We start from the raw sequence: 18,836 nt of genomic DNA on the forward strand, positions 1-18,836 counted from the left end.
AGCCCCTATAGAGGGGCTTTCTTGTGTTAGGGATTACTTTTATTCGTCGTTTTCACCTTCGTCCTTGCGGATGGTGAAACCTTGGAGTTCTTTCACATTGCCAGTGAACAGGCTTTCAATGATTGTCTTACGGGTCGTTGGGATTTCGCCACCTTCGTTGAGGTTGAGCGTACCGGGTACAAACACTTCTTTACCGTCTTCTGTCTCGATCTGCAGGTTCAGGAAGTCCCAAACAGCACGGTCTTGTGAAAGGTTGCTGCTGGCACGACCGGCACGCGATGGAAGCGTTACGGTTTCACCTTTTGTGTTCTGAATGATGTGATCCAAACCCTTCTTCTTGCCGGTGCTGGCACCTTTGCCACCGGACGTTGCAAGGACGTTGGCACGGTCTAGAAGCTCATTTGCAACGGTGTACACCAGTTCTTCGTACTGGGGCTTAAACGCTACCAGAACCTCAGCCAAGGTGAATTGCTTGGTGAGTGCCTGAGCCTTAGTGTTCTTTGTTTGCTGGTCGGTGTCGCTGGATTTCAGCTTTTCAGTCAGTTCGATGATTTTGGCAATGTCTGTGTCTTTGGCACTCAACAACTCTTGAATCTGACCCTTAATGTCAGAGATCGCTGTGGAGACTGTTGCAGACTCGAGGCGGTCAACAACACGGCGGGCGATAGCTACAGCCAGATTGTGATTAGAAGGTGCTGATGCGTTGGATTCGAATTTTTCCTTTGCGGCAGAAACAGCAGGGGTTTCAACAGCTTTCGATTCAGTGGCTTTAGCGTTCATTGATTCTGTTCCTTTATTTCAGATGATTAAGGTTTATGTTGATTAGGGTTTGTGTTTTTGCCTTTCTGGAATCAATTTTAAAGCATTTCGAACTGTAGTCAAATCATTTTCAAAAGAATCTTTAATCATTTTCAAAAAGAAACCTTAAGATATTACTTAAAGATAAAAGATCCAAGATCCGTGCCAAAAATCTCTTAGACGGCGCTAAAGCAGATAATTTTAAAAATGCTATAATCTTAGTATTAAACAAACATTTATTGATCATGAGTCAAGACACAAAAGATAAAATAGATAGCCTTTCTAACAAAGCTATTACTAACCCGCAAATTCTCAAATTCAACGGTATTGATGTAGAAAGCGCAACTGGTGCTGTACCAAACCTTATAACTATTTCAGAAGGCGATGAGGTTTCAAAACCGACTACTAATGATGATCCTGCTAGCTCGTTAGATTCTTCACGTTACAAGCGAGAGCAAGAAGAAAAAGAAAAAGCCGAATACGCGAAAATCTGGCAGGGTAAAGAAATAGAAGGTGCGCCACCTAAACCAAAAACTGAAGATCTCATAGAAGAAGATTATCTTGGGGAATTAATTAAGCTTGTGAAAGCGAATGGTCAAGAAATGTTCACTCGTCGAAGCCAGTACGAAATCATGTCTGGTAAAAATATGGATTTGGTTTTAGATACGAAAGGAACCATAAAATATCAACGAATGGATGTAGACGGTCCTCAGATCCAAAGCTATGTTGGATTAAACGCAAGGCATAAATTCTCAAAGAACAACAAGCAAATCAATCTAAAATTAAACACAGATCTGATTACAGATACAAAAGTAGGTGAAGCATTTTTTAGAAATACTATTAACACGCTCAAAGATTCTGGTATTGAAATGTACCGTATCAATATAGTCAATCCTGAGTACAAATTTATTCTTGATGAGTTCTTAAAAAAAGATCCAACAATAAATGATTCTCCACGTTTTGAAATAAATCAAGATGGTGATGTTGTTGAGCAAGCTAATAAGAGTGAGCCAGAAACTGAGAAAAAACTAAAACGTATTGAAGGGTCTTTTAATTTCGGTACAAAAGTTGTCAACGAAAAAACATCCAAAGCGAATTTAGATGATATTTTTGAAAAAGTACGTATCAAAGTAGAGCATTTAAATGAGGGGGAATTTACAAAAATCACAAAGCTTGATGCTGAACCTGATGGCGAAACCCTTTCAACCATCGTGAAAACGGCTGATCTTGGTAAGAAGGAAGTAGTGAAGGGTCAACCTGCCAGCGATGAGCCTTCCAAGGGTCAACACGTCTATAAGATCTTCTCTGATGCGCTACAAGCAACGAATGATAGCAAAGCTACTGCTGCTGAACAGAAGCCCCAAGAACCTGCTAATCCGCCAGTACAGGGCGTTCAACCTCCTGCTGATGCTCCTAGGCCAGAAGCACCTACTGCTAAGGTTGAAGAACCTGGAGCCAAGGCTCCGGCTGCTGATTCAGTAACAGTGAAAGGTGTTACGGCAGAACGAGATTTGAGCAAAACCCTAGAAAATGTTTTAAACCAATCTGCCGGTATTATCACCAATTTTGAAAATCTAGCTGAGAAACAAAGTTTATCATTTGGGTATAATAAAGATAAAAAAACAATCACAGCAAATTTCACTGATGAACCGAGCAAAACATTTGATTTGGATTTGAGTAAATCACGAATGGGTCAAGCATTGATTAAAAACATTGGTGATGATGCTCACATGACGTTCACGACTAAAACCAACGAAATGAAAGAAAAAGGTGAACTGAATAAGGAGATAAGAAAAGTAATATTGACATCTCCGGGGGCGTAATATGAAGAAGTTATTAGCAAGCTGGTTTTTTTCAAAGACCAGCAAGAAAGACCTTAAAACCGAAATTACACCTGATATGCTCAATGAAGATGTTGAGCATGTCATAGATTGTATTGTTGATAGCATCGTGGGTGTGGGGATTATTCGAAAGCCCACACCTGTGGTGCCTCATGCCATCACTGGGCGAAACCTAGTGATAACGTCAGAAGGTAATTATTCAGCGCTCCAACCTGCATTTCTACTATTTGAAATTGCACAAGGCATCAACTCACATCTTCATAAAGCTAACAAAATTGGCGCTACGGATGAAGGGCAGATGATTCTTGTACTGCTTGATGATGACATGCAAGATATTCTGAAAATTGTGTATAGGTCAATCAATGAAATTTTCAAAGGTATTAAGAAAAGTGATACCCATCTTGTTGCTAAACAAAAATTTGAACGTGGATTGAATAATTATATGCGTGAAGAATTCAGAAAGTATTTTTCCGAAAATGAACGTGTACCTTCTGCACTAACTCATTACAAAGCCGTGAATTTTGTAGAGTCTGTAAATATCAGTTCAAATGAAATAAAAAATATCCTAAGTCGTTCACTCAAGAAAGGTCATTCGGATACATTCAGTGAACTGTATAATGATAAACCCGCTAATGTGCCTCTGATTGCCAAAGCTTCTGACAAAGAGGAAGTGTCTCTATCAGCAGAAGAGAAGATGAGCCAGTATTTTGGTGCTGTTAAGGATGATTGGGCAAATCGTCAATCAGGTTCGGGGAAATAACTACTGTCTTCACCGTTAGCTTGTAGATCGGGGAACATATCATAGAAAGTCTTTTTCTTGATTGTTCCTCTTTCTTCTTGAAGTTTTTGGAGTAGGTCAATTATTTCAAATGCGGGCATATTTCTAAACCTTGCAGGCTTATCATAAAACTCAAAATTCAGGTTTAATGCCATTAGGTTGTTAAGAAAGTAAGGATTTTCAATATTTTGTTCAAAATAGGTGTAGGGAAAAACTGTAAACCTCTCGTCCAGAAATTCTATTATTTTCTTAACGTCTTTGACGAATTGATAATCATCTTTTAGATAAGAGTAGCTTCTGCCTTGTTCTCTTGCATATGCGCGTACCATATCCAGATAAGTCGATGTGTTGCAATTTCGATCAACTGGCATGTTCATTATTCGATATTTAATGAATGAATAAAGATCCAATCCGCTTTTTTTAACATCGTTTTCAAGCTCTAATTCTTCCTGCATAAAATTTCTTTTTTTCTTGCTCATTCAATTATCTCCAAAAGTCTAGCTGGTATACGTTTTATATTGTATATCAACCTTTGTTGCTTATTCATTTGCAAATAGCTCCTGCATCTGTGAAATTCTTCTTCTGCAGTGGAAAAGTTCTTATTGATGAGTTTGCTGTATTTGTTAAGAATAGCGCCATGATCTATTTTTAAGTCGGTTTTAAGTTTCGACCTTATAGAAACAGAGTAAAAGACAAATTCAAACGGATCTTTTAGAAAGAATTCATCTTTCAATGCGTTATACTGGTTTTCGTAATATGTCCAAAATTCTTGAAATTTGCGTTCAACAAGATAATTGGTCAGTTCACTGAGGCATGAAGGGCGCTTGTGTTCAGGAAGAACGTACTGAGCAAGACGCAATGCGTCAAACTGCAACATCAATTCTTCATTCGTCCACGAAAGTATGTCGTCCTCTTGGTAATCATCACTGATGATTCTATGACGTTTATTTATCGCTAATTTATCATTTGTGAATGAATGACCAAGAATGTCAAAGTAATCAATCCCAAAATCATTATCATTCATAAGTCTTCTGAAAAACCCCTTAATGTCTAATTCATAATGCCATTTGATGCGCTGAACAATGCTGAGTTTCTTTAGGTTTTCTTGGATAAATTCATATGTTAGATAAGTGAATAAATCAGATGAAGTTGCACAGGTGCTTAAAGGCAGTAGAAAGCCAACTTCACGCCCGACTTTGTGTCTTATCAGATCGTCTTTAAGATCGTGATAACTCTTGGCATTTAGAATTTCCTCCTTTGTTTGTCTGATGTATGGCGTTGCGACTTTTACATAAGACAAATCATCAAAGTCATTGATTGGGGTTTTTCGCCCTTTAGAAAATGTTCTCATAATAATTGATATTGATTGTTACTTAAATATTAACATACCTGTATTTTTTTGCTTGAAGGGGCTTCAAGCAGAATCTTTTAAAAGTGTTAAGATTTAAATATCAACAACGAATTCTTTTTTATGCAATTTCTGAAACGAATTATAATAAGTACAGTGTTGCTCTTTTCTGCTGTTACTGCCAACGCTGATACAACTGTCAGTGTTCCTGAGCTAGTTAACAATGCTGAAATCAGCCTGTTCACTGCAAGCAACAACTGTGATTTTCAAGCCTCAAATGCTGATTCAAAATCTGCAATCGACCTTTCTTCAATAAGAGTTGGTCCCTCTGTCTGTGATGAAGATGTTTTGTATGGCATCTATACAGACATTCAGGGTAATGACTCTACAATGGCAAACCTAATTGGAATGCACAAGATAGAAGGCGCATACGGTTATAAACTAATAAAGGAAGGGTCAATCATGTTGACCACAGCTTACGACAAGATGCGAGATATTTATATCGGTGTTTTTGCAATCGTATCTGTCATTGGTACGTTTATGTTGCTTTTTCATTTCGGTGTTAATGACCAGTCTTTCATAGCGCCGCATATCCATAAGCCCTTTATTATCATAGCTGGTTTAGTGTTGATTTACGTTTTAAAAGTTCTTCTTTTGTATGCAATATTCTGGTCAATTGCTTTCGCCAATATGATTGGATTTGCTTCGATGATGCATAGTTTAGAGTTAATGAATTCAGAAAGTGAAACAATTACAACTCAGGACGTTACGAAAATTTCCATAGATACTAATCAAATTATGGGAATGGCTTTTGAAAAAGGTAGAAGCTGTCAGAACGTATTTTTCAATGCGGTAAATTCTGTTTCGAACTACAGTGCTTCTTTCTGGGAATCAACAACTAACTACACTCCAACGGCTTTGTTAGCTGATGTTGTTAAGTATTGTGATTATGAAGTAAAGACTAATACAAGTTGGACTATAGGGATGGACATGACAGAAGCCGCAAGCGATGTTTTCAATCCAAACAGCTTGGTTACTTCATACGACATTAAGAAAGTAACTCCATATACAACAAAAAACAAACAGATTCTTGGTGCTCAAACCGTTTTAGGTACTGTTGATGTAGGTTCAAATGGTCAGGATTTTGAAGACCAAACCGGCGAAAGAATGAATGATGGTAACTTAGTTGATCAATTGAATAACGCTAATGCTAAAGCTTCTGAAATGGCTGGTGAAAGAATGGAAGGGGATTTTAAAAATGCTTATGAGTTGATCTATGGGTTGTTCGAAAAGGGCGAGTCTGTAGATTCTACAACCATGTTGAAAAATCCGTCTTTGATTAGTTATAACGAGGGATTACAAGGCGATATTAAAACCTTGGCTAAAGCTGTTGTGGATTCAACGGCAAAACTAGATGTTCTTAAATTATCTTCTATTTCATCTGCTCCATTGGTGAAAGGCTATTTCTATTCAAACGTGATTTCTGTTCTTCATGGGCATGATAAGAAGGGTACAAGAATACTGAACATTATCGAAGGTTTCCGTAAAAACATTTATGTAGCAAAAATGAATGAGATGTGTACAAAGGATTGGGAGTTAAACGTTAATGAGCGTAAATTCGCTAATTACTATAATTCTGCTCCAGATACTGAGCTTTATGATTTACAGAGAAAAGATCGTAACTGGGTTTCGCCTTTTGGCGGTGGTTGTATCTATCCAGATGCTGATAGCAAGAAACTGTTAATCTTTGGCTCATCAGATGTTAAGGATATTATTAAGTTTAAGCGTCAACAATTGGCTTACAAAATGGCTGTTGAGTTAGTATGGCAGAATTATTTTGTTGGTGTAAAACAAGCATTAGCTTCTGAAAACAATCTATACAATGCATTAATTGCGCAGATGATTGAAACGTCCAAGCTTGGTTTTATGGGAAGTATTGCCATTGCTCAAAAGCAAATGACAATGTACAGAACTGCAGAAGCGGTTAAAGGGCAAATCCTCAGTTCAGCATTAAGCTATTCTTATCACGGCGCTAATGGTGAGGCTTCAAATTATGTAAACCAAGAAATGTTTAATACTAGTACATCAGAAGATCAGAAAAAGATGGTTAAAAGCCAAAGTGAAGTAAATTTCCCTATAGTGGATTTAACAAATCTTCGTGTTACAGGAATTATGAACATAAGCCCTGAACGTTTAGATGATCAGTCATTTATGGCTACATTCCAGTTAAGAAAATGGGCCATGTCATTCGTAGCGATGGACCCAAGAAGCGTTAAATCATATCTTGGACTTAATCCAGACTTGGCTATAAACGATGGTGCAAGTGCTTGTATAAAAGACATGGCAACTTGTAAGGCTCGTGTACGTCCGCCTTTAAGTCAGGCAGTTACACAGATGGGCTTGGACTGGGTAGAGTGGGCTGAAACAATGGCTCTTGCAAAAGGTGTTACGTCAACTGCAGTTTTGGGAATTGATTCATTACCAACTGTTGTAGACAAGGTTTCAACAGGGTTTGTAGGTCAAGGTTCTTCAAGCTCCAAATGGTCTGGATTTAAAATCGTAGCTACGTTTGTCGGTAAACCTTTGGTTATTGCTATTAAAACGATTGACGCAATCCTTTCTGTGTTCATGCCTTTAGTAACTATAATGTTAATTGCTGGTGCATTCGTTGCTTATATAATTCCGATTTTAACAACGTTTATCATCATTAACGGTATCTTGTACGTGATCTGGTTTACTGCTGAATTGCAAGTTTTAAGCGTGCCAATAAGATTGATGAAATGTCTATTGTTGACAAAAGATGAAGCTATAAAAGAAGTTAAAACAATCATCTTCGATATTTTCGCTGTGGTTTGTCATTTACCATTCTTGGCATTCTTTATGTTCCTTGCGCTTTTCATCAACGATAATATTGATTTGTCTACACCAGCTATTTACCTATTAAGCACCTCTGACGGTACTGTTATAGGCGGTATCATGAGCTTGATTTCAGTTTTCTGGTTCCTAGTGTTTGTGATTTTGACGAACATAAACAACATTACTCCTAATACGAATAAGGCGCTTTCTGCTGCATTTTCTTACAGAAGTGATTTAAAGGATGACTTGATAGATAGAATGATAAAAGGAATTCAAAACCCAATGGTTATTTCTGCTGGTTCTCAAATCATCACGCAAGGTAATGCAGTAAAAGAAAATGTAATGAAAAACATGAGCAAAGTCGAAAAAGAACAAGCTTACAAAGAATTTGAGCAAATGAGGAAAAAAGGTGCGCAAGGCACACAAGCATAATAAAGCCCCGGCAGGGGTTTTGTTTTGTTCCAAGCAAAAAGTTTGTTAAGTGTTAACATGGTAATAACAAACAATAGAAAATATTTATGAATGCAAAATGGGGTTTGATAATTTCAATATGTTCGATTCTGATGGTTCTTTTTCATTCGATAAAAGAATTCTGGAATTTCATTCTTTGCCTAATCTTTTTTGTGCCGATCTTGGGGTTTGCAATTTGGTCGTATTTTAATCAGTTAAAAAGGATTGATAAATTTGAAAAAGCAAAAGCTGAATTTGAAATTGCTGAAAAACAAAGGTTGGAAGAATTAAGAATAGAAATTGAGAATAATAAAAGGAAAGAGGCGGCTAAAGATTTTCTTCTGAATAAAGACAAATCGAAGCTTTTCAAGAAAGGTGATGACAATGAAGCCTTCTAAAACGTCCTACAAGCTTCTATCCATGCTCTGTGGTGCGTTGATGTGCATCACGTCTATGAACGTCTCCAGCAAGCAATCACAGCGCCTCGAGGCGGATCTCGTTCTAGCTCCAGGTTCTGCAATCCATGGCGTTCAGATCGCCAAAGCTGAACCTGTGTTTGTGAAAACGAACGTGCTGAAAATCCTCTTGGGTGAGCCTCTGTGATGTGATTTGAGGCGGGTAGGGTAGGTTGGTGGTCAATGGTGAGGACTTTACGGATAGATGCATTAAAGCCCCTGTGCGGGGCTTTGTTTATGTTAGATGATTCTAGATTTTTCTAGGAACTCTTTATTTTCTTGGATAGTGCTATCAATTCTCTCGTAAAGTGATTTCATCGCATAATAAGCTTTTGAACCAATCATTGCATTTTTTAAATCGGTGTCCCTAATGTCTATTTCTTCGCAAACGAACTCTAATCTTACTGCTTTAACAACAGTGGAAATTTTACGCTCATTAAATTTTAAGACCCTTTTGCCATCTTTTTTAAGATATATTTTAGTTTGGTATGTGCCTAGTGTTTGTTCAATATCATAACCAACTGAGTGGTCTAACATCAAAGCTGTTTTTTCTTCTGCTGTCATGGTTTCCTTAAGACTTTCTCTTCCTTTATAGCGTATGGCTGTGTAGTAGTTCATGATAAATAATGTCTATTTTAATCATCATATCATTTATTTTTTGAATTACTGCGTTAAGTCATAGTTTTTGCGCACTAAATTGCGTTTATGTCGATATGATTAGTCTTCAAGCAATTATTTTTTAATAGTGTAAACTGACTATATAAAACAACAACTATTACATTAATTATGAAGATTCTCGACAAAGTAGAAATATTAAATGCTTTAAAAGATCAAGCACAGCAAGTGATTACAGAAAAGTTCGGTGAAGAATTCAGATTGAAGCACCATGCGGCTAGTGAATTCCCAAAAAGATTTTGGACAATCGAAAACGTCAATCACACCTATAGCCGTAGAGTTTGCGAAGCAGCAATCAAAAACAAGTTTGTGATTTATTACCCAATCGTTTCAAACGACGATTTATCCATAGAACGTTGTGTTCAATCCTTGCGATCATTGATTTTGAACATAGCAAAGGCTGACAATCAGACTATTCAAGAAACTAAAACAAAGATGATTGTTGTTGAATACAACTCAAAAATCAGGCATGACATGCTTTCAAGCAAAAACTAATGTAAGTGTTAAGATGATAGTAAATAAAACGCATTTAGAATGTCTATCAAAAAAATACTCTTACCACTTCTGTTGTTGCTTTCGTTTGGATTAAGTGATTTCAGCTATTCAGCTAATTCTTCAAATGATTGTTCAAGAATCTCAGATGAAGCCTCGTTATCAGAATGTCATGATGCAATAAAAGACAACGCGATAATGGGTCAATACTCCCAATTGATTATGTCTGATACTACAGCCAGTATGGCTAATATTGTTTTGCGTGGCATTTTCAATGACGACAAAGACAGATTTATTTTCGATGCTAATGCAAAGAAAAATCAGGTGGTAACAGCCATAATGGATTATATGCAAGTCTTCCATGGTATTGCATTTGCCATTATGGGTGTTCTGGTTCTTCCAATCTATTTAGCAAAAATGGCGAAAAAAGGAAATTTGCCGGGTAACAATTGGGGATTCTTCTTAACGAATTTCAATATTGTTATGGTTGGTGTGGGTATGGGTGGAGTGTTCGCCATGCTTGGAGCATCTATGTTAATTGGGCTGTACATGACGACCGCAGGCATGATTAAGATTCAGCCTTTGTATTACACATCAACAAAGCTTGATGAATCTCATGCTTATACCCAAACCCTTAACGCACTGATGAAATCAACACCTACTATTATTGGGCAGATGATAAACGCTTCAAGGCTCGATCAACAACAAAGGATCGGTGCTTACGGTGGGTTCAGCGTTGAAAAAAGAAATGGTAAATTTTACGAGTATCAAAAGGAAACAGGTCAGGTAACAATCGACACAAGAACAATTGATCGTGTGTTTAAAGGCTATGCTGAATGTATTTCTGCAAAGGTTGGTGGTGTTAGCTTCGTTGATGAACAATTTGTAAACCCTGAGTTTGATAAAACTGTTTCCTGTATGAAACAGGCAGGTATAGATTCTTATATTCCTTCTACGTTGGCATACGGCGGAAATAACCCAACAATTCAAGCAGGATTAGTAAGAGCTTGGGAAGCCTCTAGACCAATTGCACTGCTTTTAATTGAATCTACTTGTTCCTCAGTTCTTAACAAAGATGATAATAGAGCGCGATTAAGCGACATGTCTCTGATTTACAACCAATGCTCTGCAATGCAGGCTGACGGTTCCGTATTGAAGGAAAATGGAGAAGTACAGCTATATAATAGTGGCAAATCCGTTGAGGAAATAAATTCTTTATTTGCCACGGCTGTTGCTGATTTGAACTCGTCTTTTTCTGCTTATATTAAAGAGCTTCAAGCCATAGAAAGAGATAAGCAAGTCTATGACAACACATACCCAAGCGACATGATTTCTCTGGCAATATCTACATTAAGAACTGAATATGTTGCTGAGAATGATGTAACGATGACTGCGCAGGAGGAAGTTAATAAAATATTGATTCAGTCTGAAACCCAATCAAGTGTTTCAGCAGAAGTGGCGCGAATGATTAGTGGCTCATCAAACAATTCTGATGAATACAACACGAACGTTACACGTCAACAGTTAATCAACTTCGATAAGGTTTATGATCAAACTGTCGGTGTTCTGTCTTCTAAAGATAGGGATTATTCGCAATTTGGGTTGATGGCTTCTGACATTGTAATGGCTGGATATTTCGAAAACTCGGGTCAGAATTTCACAGATTGTTTTCAAGAAGGCATTTCGTGTATTACTCCAATGTTGAATCAACCAGCGATTCAATATCAGAACGGGCAGAAAATGCTCGGATACGTTACTAGTTTTTATTTGAGTGTTGAAGTAACTAAATCCTTTTTTGAACAAACTTCAACAAGTGCTTTCAGAAAGAATGATTATTTAAAATCTGCGAAACTTGATGCGAATGTGCGCCAGTTGGCGCAGGTCGCAAGCTTAACCAAAAATATCATATGGTTTTATACTATCGTAATGATCTTTCAAAGTTCCTTGCTATACATGGCTTTTGTGTATCACCTTTTTTATTGGTTGTATAATTTTTGGATTCAATACATCCAGCTATTTAAAGAAATGGCTAATAACCTGATGCCAGCAGAGGACGAAACAGAAAAGACAAATATCTTAGTTAGTGTGTTTAAAAAATGTGCTTGGCTTGCTATGTCTCCAATGTTCGCTGCTTCTTTGTTTTACGTGAATCAAGCCATATATGCGCTTTTACTAACGCTAGTGAATAACAGTGTGTATTACGTTGTTCAGTCTGGAAGGTTTGGTGATTATGGCGTTTTCACTGGTGTAATAGCTTTGTTAGCTTACATATTTATTACGATAGTTGTTGTTACGGGATTATTGAGTGTAATAATTATCAAAACCAATAAAATATTTGAAGTTCTTGAAAATTGGTTCCAAGTTAAACATTCTTCTGATAGTGCAATGAGCGCAGTTAGAGCTTCTTCTAAAGCGGAAAATGCAATTGAAGCAAGAATAAAATAAAAGAATAACGACGAAAGGACCTTTAATTAAGTCCTTAGATCTTGTTTGCAATATGCTATGTGCTATAATGACAAAAGAAAGAGAATCTAATCTCTTGGAGAAAAAGCCATGTTATACACAAATACAAACCGCTGGACTGCAGTACAAAACTTTTTGGACATTAAGTTGCTCAAAGCTTTTTTTGGTTCAATGGTTGCGTATCCGTTTGTGTTTGCTGCTAACTCCAAGTTTGTTGGTTCAGTAACATCAGCAATGAGCATTGTTGTTTGTATGTCGTTCTTGATGGTTGGATATGCGTTTATCTCTTGGTTGTTCAACAGAGTAGATGCCTACTTAATCGACCAGAACGGCGCTAGAACAAACCATATTGATGGTCTTATGTCCTTTGTCCGTACAGGTGCGTTCGTGTTCTTCTTGTTCGTGTTGTACAGAATCTTGCTGACTGGATACCTCAAAGTAAACGTAGATACCATTCTGCCTGAACTGTATTTATTGGGTCATTTGCCCCGCACAACGTTCAACTACGCACACAACACAGCAGTAATTACTAACGTAGCTATTATCTTCCCAATCGTTACGGCAGTAGTTTACAGCGCCTTGGCAATATTGCGCCGTAGCACACGTTAAGCCAAACCTACACTAATCAGCCTCCTTAACCGGGGGCTTTTTTATGCCTGTGAAAATCGTCCAGCCAACACGAATTCACCCCCCTGCAAATCACACACAGGAACATCTTTTGTACTATCCAACCCGATACACTCACTTGTACAAGAAGACGCCTATACTATTGTACAGCGCCTTACAGAGTCAGTCGGTCCAGTACATCCCAACACCATTCAACCTCATGCTTTAAGGCTGTTAAAGCGTTTTAGAAGATGGTTTATTTCTGCGAATAATCGAATCAATCCTACCTGAGTCCTCAGATTTGGCACTGGCAGTTCTGTTCGGTGTTCCGAAATGTTCAACCAATAATTCGTATTTTATTGACTGATCAAAGATTCCGATGAACAATCTCTTTGCTAGTGTGACTGTTAAGTCAAGACTTTCTTCCTTTGCAATTCTTTTGATTTGTTCTATTTTTTGGTTTTTTAATTTTGTTCTTTGTGTATTGTAATTATCTAGCCCTTTAGAAAAGGTATCGTTGTTGTTTTTCATGTGTTTGTGATTTTGTTTCTATAATTATACCATTTTCATAGCGGGCATATATTCCCACTAAATGATCATATTTAAATTTATTGTTTTAATCTTGCAATTATTTATATAAATGATATGTTGATTGGGTGGATAGATTAAAAGAGGATCTATTTACTTTTGCATTGAAATGATTGTTTGTTAGAAAAGATACCTGCCATTCGGCGGGTATTTTTTGTTTCATGATAAAAAGCTAGCATTGAATCGGTTTAAACGAATATATTATTCAGTCTTTCTTGTCGGGAAGGCTGACCAATTCAACCAATCTATCTAATTCTTCTGATGATGAATTGCAAATGATGTTAAAAAGATAAGATCTTTTTTCATCATCATTTTCCATGTCAACGAAAAAATCCCGCACTGATACGTTCAGCGACTGAGCAATTTTGTACAGGGCTTCAACGCTGGGTGGGTAGTTACCAGTCTCAAAACGGCTAATCGTATTGGGATCAAAGCCTGCAAGGCTCCCAAGGCGTGATTGGCTCATGCCTTGTGCGGTTCTGAGACGCTTGATTGCCTGCCCTAACGCTACGGTTTTCATTCTGCAAATTTCTGATGAGAAACAAGCAGTTAAATCCATTTCCGTTTAGCTTGTAACAACGTGTTCCGTTGAATCCTTGCGTATAATTATACGGGGATCGTATGATTGGAGCATGACCGCCGATCTGGCTGGCTCATCCTCCAATTTTTCGCGAGTAACGGACTATGAAACGTGTAATTTCGATGGTGTGTGTAGCTGGCCTGGCTGTGGCAATGGTTGGTTGTGCAGATCTGCAAAAACAAGCCTCTGGCTACCTCCCTGCAGGTGCTGGTAGCGCTCAGAATCAACCACAAGCCGTAGCGGTCGAAGGTGGGCAACCAGTGCAGTACATTCCCGGCACTGGTACAGGTAAAGCCACTACAAGAGCTAATAGCTCCTACCAAGCAAATGCCACAACAGAAGAACCATCCTTCATGGGTGATCTCATGAAAACCGCCACGGATAGCGTCAAATCCGAGGCTGGTAGCACGGTGCGTTCTACCGTGCGTGGTCTGTTCTCACGCTAGTGAGCTAACGCTTCCTTGTACGTCATATCAGCCCCTTGAATGGGGCTTTTTTGTGGATGATTGAACATGAAAAAAATCTTGGCTTTTGGATTACTGGCGTTGGTTTCAGGTTTAGTAAACGCAAAGTGCGCGGATAGATACTATTATTACGAATCAAAATCTTTGCCGATTAACATTAAGAATTGGCAAATCTTGGAAGATAAAGCTTTAGAATCATCAAAGGAAATTAATGATTTTAAAATGATGAACGCTCAATGTTCAGAAGCATTGCCGGGTGAATCCCATAATTTTACGGCATATTTCAATTACATCGTTGATGATGCTGATTGGAAAAGAATTAAGAAACCGTTGTACAAAAATCTTTCAATAAGGTTGCCAAATGGCGCTACTGGTGTAGCAACACCAACAATTATCACAATTGATGAACATGAACAGCAACAGCGTAAGGCTTTCAAGCAATATTCTTCTGAATCCGTCGCACAGGGTAAGAAGTCTGCTTTGTACATCTATATAGTGAGAAAGAATATTGACCAGATGTACACGCCGAAATTGAATGTTAGTTTTTCAAAAGCGTTAATTCGAGACGGTTATTATTTTACTGAGTACAAACAATGAAGCGATGCTTAGCGGTAAAATTGATAGATTTTTTCTTCGTTTTCTTAGTCTGCATTGTTTTATTGTTAATAGCTTCAACCTATGTTTATTTGCCTATAGTTTTATTGAAGCCCCTTTGAGGGGCTTTTTTAATTGCAAATATTCTGTTTGCTAATATCAATTCTAGGTTGCCCGTATGATATAATAATTACAACAACAAACAATTCTTAAAATGAAGAAACTTATTTCAGTAGCGCTATTAGGCGCTTTATATAATACCGCGCAAGCTGCACCATCAGCACCCGTAGCAATTTCCCAAACTAAATATTTTGAATCTTGTGCTTCTGGTCAAACAGTTGGTGGGATTCAAGATGCGCGAACTTCAAGAATAGCTGTTATCCCCATCTACATCAGTTATGATCCAGTAGATAGCAATACTTATTATTCAATGAAACAAAATTCAGGAGGTACTTTTGATGTGTTTTACACAGTTAAAAGTGCAACTGGGTTGATTCCGTATCCCACGGCAACTAAAGAGTTAGCTTTGAAATATGGGCAGTTTCAATCTGACTCAGTAGAAGAGTGTAAACCCGTAGAAATAGTTATACCTGAAACCTTACCGCCTCAGTTCGCATGGATCGAAGATGGGTATGAAGCATGTCCTAACGGTTACACAGTAGGCGGGAAAGAAAACGGACTTACAGAAAGGCACGGTACAGTTGAAGTTTGGAATACATATGACTATTACGTTGGTGAAATTGATTATTTTAAATCTGCAGCCTCGGGCGAATTTAGCCAATTCAGCTATTCAGATTTGATCGGTTATGAAGCCCCTAAATGGAACGTTGGCAAATCAATAATAGATAAATTCGGCGTTTGGGATAAAGACAGTAATCAAGAATGTATAAAGACAAGGACTTTTGCAATAAAACAAGAATCAAAATCAGAAAATTGTCCAATGAATCAAATCGGTTTAATCAGCTATTTACGAGATTATAAACTTTGGTCAGATGGAGTAATAGAACCATTAGGAGACTGGAAAGTAACGTCAAATACTTGTGAGACAATCATCGTAACGCCTCCTGTGATAACCCCGCCTGTTGTCCCAGTGGAACCACCTGTTGTAGTTGTTCCTCCTGTTGTTACACCTGATGAACCTCCTATTGTCCTTCCGCCTGTTATACCCGAAGAACCAGCATTTACGTTAATAGAAGAATATCAAACGTCGTATGGAATTTGCCAAGAAGCACAGACTGGCGTAAAGACTTACAAAGAATTATGGACATATGAATTATATAAAGATGGTACAAAAAAGAATCTGAAATATGTAAGCAAAGATTTAGCTTCAGATACATGCAAAGAAATAAAGGATGAAATAATTCAAAGGAAAGACGGTCAGATAAATGAGAGCTGCCCGATTGGACAGTCAGGCACGATAGTGATTTCAGGACAGTATATTACTTACTCATTAAGCGGGACAATATTTGAGGAATCCAATAGACAAAATAACTGCGTACCAATAAAAGAAAATTTAGAGCCTGAATTTAAAAATGAAAATTGCCCAAATGGTAACAACGGGTATATAACATTAGTAAGATATAAAACGACTAGATCAGACGGCAAAGAGTCATACCCTAATAACGGTGCGTATGATGTTTTCGAAAACCACTGTGAGTCGCTTTCAGATGAAGACATTGCTAACAGTGTGGCTCAAACTAAAGCGAAAGGAATTCTAGCGAATCAAAGCATTAAATCATCTGATGCTTCACAAATTAAAACGATGATAGCGTATATAAAAGCAGCAACTGGAGATGTAAACACTTACAAGTTAAATGTCATTATTGATAACCTAAATTACGATTCTAAATTATTGACAGAATTAGCAAACATATGGATTTTAAAAACTGGAGGTATTGTTCACGTTGCCGGATTGCCACAAGGCCCCAACGCATTCATTGGCATTGGAAATATTAGCACCGAAAACGCACAGCAAACAATGCTTAAATCCGTTAAGTTTAATCAAGACAAAGGATCAATTGATATTGAATACTCTCAAAAGCCTAAAGGCTTAATAAGCCCAAGAAGTCTTACTGCGTCAGTTACCCTTTTTGATTATAATACATCTGCAAGTTTGGCTAACCGAATTCGTTAAATTATTCAGGCTCGCGCATGAGCCTGTTTTTAATGGTATACTTTCAGTAACAACAAACATGCAATAAATGAAAAACACTTCTTTAAACAAATATATCAAACCTGCAGCGTTCTTAGGTGCCATTGGACTTTCATCATTATCATTTAATGTACACGCTGCCTTGTGTAGCGAATTCTCGATTCCGGCTAATAGCTGGTCGGTAATGGGAGACCCAAAAAGCAACATTGTTCTAATCACCTATAATGAATTGTTCTTTGGTCCTGACCCCTTTACGACTCCCAGCAATACTTTCAATTATCAGGGCATTACTTACACCAGAGGGGCATTGATCACAACTTGCAGAACTGGACCATCAGTTTTTGACTATGACGTATCCTATTACTATGTGAGCGGACCTTCTGTTACGCCGCCTGCACCACCTACCCAACCTACGCCACCGCCAGCCCCGCCAGCACCAACGCCACCGCCTCCACCAGTGGTTCAATCAACGGGATCTGAGTCTCGTGGTTATTCATGCCCAGCCGGTCAAACAGGCACCATCACGCAAGCAAGAACCTATGAAGTGTGGAGTGATGGAAGCGTTAGAAACTACAGTGCATGGAACATTTCAGGTAATTCATGCACTGCTAATCCTATCACCGTAAATCCTTCAAAACGTGCTGAACTTTGCCAAGCGGGCTATACGGGTAAAATTACCTATAAATGGGTAGTTTATTATACGAACGATAACTACAGCGCTACTGACGCTGATGGTCGAATTATCACTTACACGCTTTCTACGCCACACCAGCAAGAAATCTTAGAATCAAACTCCTGTACGTTGATACCTACGCAACAAGTATCTACAAAGCCCGGAAATGAAACCATGAGTTGCGACGCGTATTACAACAGCGTTAAAGGTACTTATATCGGAACAGTTTATAAATATGGAAACTACGTTTCGGGATATGACTCAAATACAAAACAGACAAACACGGTTTTTAACGTTACGTCTGTTGATGTTACTCAGTGCAAGGCTGATTCGGACAAAACAATTAAAAATGATAGCTACAGCGCTGCTTGTCCAGCGGGTCAAAATGGATCAATAGTCTTGAACAGAACATATGCCATAGACAAATCAGGGAATGTTACATATCCATTTGGCACAAGCTATACTCAGGTTAGCAATACATGCTCTTCTGTAGCTATAGCTGAAACGACCGCGAATGTTGTTCCCCAAGCAAAAACAAGTCTTATATCTAATCTTTCGCTTAAAACATCTATGCTTGCTGATTCGATAAAATCAAAACAGATTGTAGATATGCTTAAATCTCAAAATATTAAGGCAGGTGAAATGCATAAATTTAATCTGGTTATTGATGATTTGACAGCTGGTAAATATAGCGTTTTTAATACTTCACAAGTCATAACATCTTTCAAAAGTGCTGTTGGACAAAATGCAGATATAAATCTTGTGTTGCCGTCTAGTTTAGACAAGTTTGTTGGGAATGGTGGTTTGACAGATGTTAAGAATAAAACCCTAACAAGTGTTACCCTCAATGAATCTAATAAATTAGTAGTCAAATACATTGAGGTATTACCATCACAATCTATGACAATGCCTGTAGAGCGTGAAATTATTGTTCCTATATTTGATTCGTCTTTATCAAGCTTTAACTTTAAGTAAAAAATGTTATTAAGGTGTTATGAATGTTGGCTGAAGGGTGGTTAAAGA

The 18,836-nt window shown here is 37.9% G+C and carries 18 protein-coding genes; 12 read left to right on the forward strand and 6 right to left on the reverse strand.

Annotated features, from left to right (window positions below; all coding sequences use genetic code 11):
* Nucleotides 1-39: 39 nt before the first annotated feature.
* On the reverse strand, nt 40-780 hold the full coding sequence (locus tag BOP93_RS07160) for a hypothetical protein (RefSeq protein ID WP_157943456.1): 741 nt from the start codon (nt 778-780) through the stop codon (nt 40-42).
* 263 nt (nt 781-1,043) lie between these two features.
* Here BOP93_RS07160 and BOP93_RS27305 point away from each other — a divergent pair, with 263 nt between their 5' ends.
* Together BOP93_RS27305 and BOP93_RS07170 are read left to right on the forward strand one after the other, a co-directional pair.
* Nucleotides 1,044-2,621: a hypothetical protein gene (locus tag BOP93_RS27305; RefSeq protein WP_157943457.1), complete on the forward strand. Its 1,578-nt coding sequence runs from the start codon at nt 1,044-1,046 to the stop codon at nt 2,619-2,621.
* A gap of 1 nt (nt 2,622) precedes the next feature.
* Nucleotides 2,623-3,399, forward strand: a complete 777-nt coding sequence (locus tag BOP93_RS07170) for a hypothetical protein (protein ID WP_104502063.1) — start codon at nt 2,623-2,625, stop codon at nt 3,397-3,399.
* Here the strand turns inward: BOP93_RS07170 and BOP93_RS07175 are convergent.
* Nucleotides 3,378-3,896: a hypothetical protein gene (locus tag BOP93_RS07175; RefSeq protein WP_104502064.1), complete on the reverse strand. Its 519-nt coding sequence runs from the start codon at nt 3,894-3,896 to the stop codon at nt 3,378-3,380. The genes BOP93_RS07170 and BOP93_RS07175 overlap by 22 nt on opposite strands.
* Nucleotides 3,893-4,768: a hypothetical protein gene (locus BOP93_RS07180; RefSeq protein ID WP_157943458.1), complete on the reverse strand. Its 876-nt coding sequence runs from the start codon at nt 4,766-4,768 to the stop codon at nt 3,893-3,895. The genes BOP93_RS07175 and BOP93_RS07180 overlap by 4 nt, the downstream gene beginning before the upstream one ends.
* Before the next feature lie 120 nt (nt 4,769-4,888).
* On the opposite strand from BOP93_RS07180, the gene BOP93_RS07185 reads away from it, so the two are divergent.
* The 3 genes from BOP93_RS07185 to BOP93_RS07195 all read left to right on the forward strand — a co-directional run bounded on the left by BOP93_RS07185 (nt 4,889) and on the right by BOP93_RS07195 (nt 8,674).
* The gene (locus BOP93_RS07185; RefSeq protein ID WP_157943459.1) at nt 4,889-8,053 is read left to right on the forward strand and encodes a hypothetical protein; all 3,165 of its coding nucleotides are present in this window, start codon (nt 4,889-4,891) and stop codon (nt 8,051-8,053) included.
* Between the two features lie 86 nt (nt 8,054-8,139).
* The gene (locus BOP93_RS07190) at nt 8,140-8,469 is read left to right on the forward strand and encodes a hypothetical protein (RefSeq protein ID WP_104502067.1); all 330 of its coding nucleotides are present in this window, start codon (nt 8,140-8,142) and stop codon (nt 8,467-8,469) included.
* The gene (locus tag BOP93_RS07195) at nt 8,456-8,674 is read left to right on the forward strand and encodes a hypothetical protein (RefSeq protein ID WP_104502068.1); all 219 of its coding nucleotides are present in this window, start codon (nt 8,456-8,458) and stop codon (nt 8,672-8,674) included. The genes BOP93_RS07190 and BOP93_RS07195 overlap by 14 nt, the downstream gene beginning before the upstream one ends.
* A 92-nt stretch (nt 8,675-8,766) precedes the next feature.
* On the opposite strand, the gene BOP93_RS07200 is transcribed toward BOP93_RS07195, so the two are convergent.
* Nucleotides 8,767-9,144, reverse strand: a complete 378-nt coding sequence (locus BOP93_RS07200) for a hypothetical protein (RefSeq protein ID WP_157943460.1) — start codon at nt 9,142-9,144, stop codon at nt 8,767-8,769.
* 168 nt (nt 9,145-9,312) lie between these two features.
* Here BOP93_RS07200 and BOP93_RS27310 point away from each other — a divergent pair, with 168 nt between their 5' ends.
* From BOP93_RS27310 to BOP93_RS07210, 3 genes are all read left to right on the forward strand, one after another.
* The gene (locus tag BOP93_RS27310; protein ID WP_157943461.1) at nt 9,313-9,696 is read left to right on the forward strand and encodes a hypothetical protein; all 384 of its coding nucleotides are present in this window, start codon (nt 9,313-9,315) and stop codon (nt 9,694-9,696) included.
* 39 nt (nt 9,697-9,735) lie between these two features.
* The gene (locus BOP93_RS07205; RefSeq protein WP_157943462.1) at nt 9,736-12,138 is read left to right on the forward strand and encodes a hypothetical protein; all 2,403 of its coding nucleotides are present in this window, start codon (nt 9,736-9,738) and stop codon (nt 12,136-12,138) included.
* 108 nt (nt 12,139-12,246) lie between these two features.
* Nucleotides 12,247-12,765 (forward strand): hypothetical protein, encoded by a 519-nt coding sequence (locus BOP93_RS07210; RefSeq protein ID WP_104502071.1) that lies wholly within the window; start codon nt 12,247-12,249, stop codon nt 12,763-12,765.
* Nucleotides 12,766-12,996: 231 nt separating this feature from the next.
* Here the strand turns inward: BOP93_RS07210 and BOP93_RS27315 are convergent, their stop codons facing one another.
* On the reverse strand, nt 12,997-13,293 hold the full coding sequence (locus tag BOP93_RS27315) for a hypothetical protein (protein WP_157943463.1): 297 nt from the start codon (nt 13,291-13,293) through the stop codon (nt 12,997-12,999).
* Nucleotides 13,294-13,555: 262 nt separating this feature from the next.
* Nucleotides 13,556-13,870, reverse strand: a complete 315-nt coding sequence (locus tag BOP93_RS07215) for a helix-turn-helix domain-containing protein (RefSeq protein ID WP_104502072.1) — start codon at nt 13,868-13,870, stop codon at nt 13,556-13,558.
* Nucleotides 13,871-14,034: 164 nt separating this feature from the next.
* On the opposite strand from BOP93_RS07215, the gene BOP93_RS27320 reads away from it, so the two are divergent.
* The 4 genes from BOP93_RS27320 (at nt 14,035) to BOP93_RS27670 (ending at nt 18,788) form a co-directional block, all read left to right on the forward strand.
* Entirely contained in the window at nt 14,035-14,376 is a 342-nt protein-coding gene (locus BOP93_RS27320) for a hypothetical protein (RefSeq protein WP_157943464.1), read from the forward strand.
* Between the two features lie 66 nt (nt 14,377-14,442).
* Nucleotides 14,443-14,991 (forward strand): hypothetical protein, encoded by a 549-nt coding sequence (locus BOP93_RS07220; protein WP_104502073.1) that lies wholly within the window; start codon nt 14,443-14,445, stop codon nt 14,989-14,991.
* Between the two features lie 211 nt (nt 14,992-15,202).
* Entirely contained in the window at nt 15,203-17,122 is a 1,920-nt protein-coding gene (locus BOP93_RS27325; RefSeq protein WP_157943465.1) for a hypothetical protein, read from the forward strand.
* A 67-nt stretch (nt 17,123-17,189) separates the two neighbouring features.
* Complete coding sequence (locus BOP93_RS27670; protein ID WP_205885795.1) at nt 17,190-18,788, forward strand: hypothetical protein; 1,599 nt, start codon at nt 17,190-17,192, stop codon at nt 18,786-18,788.
* Nucleotides 18,789-18,836: the final 48 nt, after the last annotated feature.

The sequence above is a fragment of the Pseudomonas orientalis genome (assembly GCF_002934065.1).
In the GTDB taxonomy this organism is placed as follows: Bacteria; Pseudomonadota; Gammaproteobacteria; order Pseudomonadales; family Pseudomonadaceae; genus Aquipseudomonas; species Aquipseudomonas orientalis_A.